At 38.4% G+C, this 2,109-nt stretch carries 3 protein-coding genes; 2 read left to right on the top strand and 1 reads right to left on the bottom strand.

The genetic code is table 11. The annotated features are described in order from the left end of the window. The first annotated feature begins 124 nt into the window (after positions 1 to 124). A complete protein-coding gene (locus QZY09_RS20305) occupies positions 125 to 613 on the top strand; it encodes a T9SS type A sorting domain-containing protein (protein WP_295675442.1) in 489 nt (162 codons plus the stop codon). 88 nt (positions 614 to 701) lie between these two features. Here QZY09_RS20305 and QZY09_RS20310 read toward each other — a convergent pair whose 3' ends face one another. Further along, entirely contained in the window at positions 702 to 1,298 is a 597-nt protein-coding gene (locus QZY09_RS20310) for a hypothetical protein (RefSeq protein WP_295675444.1), read from the bottom strand. A gap of 215 nt (positions 1,299 to 1,513) precedes the next feature. Here QZY09_RS20310 and QZY09_RS20315 point away from each other — a divergent pair. After that, positions 1,514 to 2,109 (top strand): fumarylacetoacetate hydrolase family protein (locus QZY09_RS20315; RefSeq protein ID WP_295675447.1); only part of this gene is annotated, 596 nt, incomplete at its 3' end.

Here is a 2,109-nt window from a genome sequence, read left to right on the forward strand (position 1 = left end):
GGATTTCATAAAATCATGGGCGCTAAAACCTTATTTTGTTAAATTTTGTTAAAATGATTTATATATGCCCCTTTATGTAGATGGATGATTTGTTTATTTATACTTTTGTAAATAATAATAAAATATGAGGCGAAAGTTTACTTTAAAAAATTCATGGATTGCAATATTTGCCGCGGCGATATTCATGAATTTTGCCTTTGCCGATAATGTTGCCTATTCGCAGTCAGACACTACCTATGTACATTTACTAAAACCAAAACAAAGCAAAAGTGCGCTCCATTTGGTATTGCCCCCGCTAAAGCCGGCGATAATCTCCACTCAAAAGGTAAATATTTATAAATCAGACGATAAGCTTTTGAATAACGTACAGGTATATCCAAACCCTGTAACTGACCAGATCAACCTGAAATACGATTTGTCCCGTTATTCCATCGTTACCATAAAAATTATGGATGTTTTGGGAAACGACATTATCACCATCTTTAACCAGCGCCTCGAACCCGGCGAAAAAACATATTCCTATATGTTAAATAATAAGCTAAACAGGGGCTTTTACTTTGTGAGGATTTACGCCGGTACTGAATCTGTGATTAAGAGGATATCTGTACTCTGATTTCGGATTTCGAAATTTCGAATTCGGATTTATTTTTAATTCGGAATTTTTTACTCCAGCATTGACCTTTAGGTATTTTTTTAATTGGTTATTGAGCGGATTTGTTAGAGTCAGTTAAATAGCTCATAGGTACATATCCATAATTTTGGCCGTCTGACCGCCGAACTGATACATAAGATCGAATCAGTCTTAAAAAAGCGGCCGGGTCCTTTACTACCCTCTCGAGAAAAAGGCTAAAGCTTTTTGATATTGGTTTAAGTATATTAAAGTGAGGTTGCGGTGAGACTAAATAAATGCATCCGGCATTTTCGCCAGTTAAAAAAATCGTCAGGCAAGAAGGGCCTCCATCCACTTCGGCAAAAGCAACCCATTTATTATTTCCGCGATATAACGTTTTGCTCTTATTCAAATCAATAGTCCACGCCCACTTCCCTTTTCCAGTATACTGATCGGTAAATTTTTGCAAATTATTGGCCGTAATCATCTTAATACCAGGGTTTGGGGTGCAAGAAGGCGGATAGACTGGTATGCAAAGCTCAAATCCATCAAGCGAACTGTAAAAATCATTAAATTCTTTAAGGCCTGTCTCTTTACAAATTGATTCTAAATATTTTTTACCCTTCTTATCGATTTGGCCACCCAGTTTATTTCTCACCAATACTTTCAATGGAAGTTCGTCGGACAATGGTGAAAATTTTACCTCGAGCGCCGGGGCTGGGTCACTAAAAAGGTCTAAAAAAGTCTTTTTTGAAACTATCATATGCATACCAAATTAGGTGAAATGGTCATTATTATTTAATCAAGTTACAAATCCGAAATCGAACATCCGAAATCCGAAATTAACACAATCTTTTAATCCTACGAATCTTAGTTCAGACATAAAAAGCATAGTTTTGCACTATGAAAATAATTGCTATTGGCCGTAATTATGCCGAACATGCCAAAGAGCTGAACAACCCCGTGCCCGGTGTGCCGGTGATATTTATGAAACCGGATACTGCTTTGTTGCGGGAAAATAAGGCTTTTTACCATCCTGACTTTTCTGAAGATATTCACCATGAAATAGAAGTCGTGCTGAAGATCAGTAAGGAAGGCAAAAACATCAGCGAAAAGTTCGCCCCTAATTATTTTGAAGAAATTGCCCTCGGGGTTGACTTTACCGCCCGCGATATCCAGGCCCGCCATAAAGAAAAAGGGTTACCCTGGGAACTGGCCAAAAGTTTTGATAACTCGGCGCCGGTAAGCGTTTTTGTACCCAAATCAAAATTCGCGGATCTTAAAGACTTGAATTTCAGGCTCGATGTAAACGGGCAAACGCGGCAGCAGGGCAATACATCTTACATGCTTTTTTCATTTGAGTATATCATCGCTTTCGTATCCAAATATTTTACGCTGAAAAAAGGCGACCTGATATTTACTGGCACCCCTGCAGGCGTTGCTAAAGTAAATATAGGCGACCGGCTGGAAGGTTACCTGGAAGATGAAAAAATGCTTGA

The sequence above is a fragment of the uncultured Mucilaginibacter sp. genome (assembly GCF_903913935.1).
Classification (GTDB): domain Bacteria; phylum Bacteroidota; class Bacteroidia; order Sphingobacteriales; family Sphingobacteriaceae; genus Mucilaginibacter.

Bases quoted from the DNA above. Each gene is read 5' to 3' on its own strand.
- QZY09_RS20305 (WP_295675442.1), top strand. From the start codon at position 125: ATGAGGCGAAAGTTTACTTTAAAAAATTCATGGATTGCAATATTTGCC.